At 45.5% G+C, this 275-nt stretch carries 1 protein-coding gene; it reads left to right on the top strand.

The window, feature by feature from the left end; all coding sequences use genetic code 11:
* A partial coding sequence (locus A3774_RS16080; RefSeq protein WP_156473744.1) for a biotin/lipoyl-containing protein occupies positions 1-275 on the top strand: 275 nt, incomplete at both ends.

Raw genomic sequence — 275 nt, 5'->3', positions numbered from 1 at the left:
CCTGCCCAATCAGGTGGTGTTGAGTCTGTCAATGTTCCAGACATTGGTGGTGCAACAGACGTTGATGTGATTGAAGTAAGCGTCGCAGTTGGCGATAAAGTTGAAGAGGGTGATTCAATCATCGTTCTTGAGACAGATAAAGCGTCAATGGATATTCCGGCTCCTAAATCAGGTACGGTTAAATCTGTATCGATTAAAGAGGGAGACAAAGTATCTGAAGGTGCCTTGATTCTTGAGTTGGAAGTGGTAGGTGCTTCAGCGCCAGCTAAGAAAGC

The organism is Neptuniibacter marinus, from assembly GCF_001597725.1.
In the GTDB taxonomy this organism is placed as follows: domain Bacteria; phylum Pseudomonadota; class Gammaproteobacteria; order Pseudomonadales; family Balneatricaceae; genus Neptuniibacter; species Neptuniibacter marinus.
The sequence above is the reverse complement of the archived record's forward strand: the minus strand, read 5'-3'. Positions and strand labels throughout refer to the sequence as shown.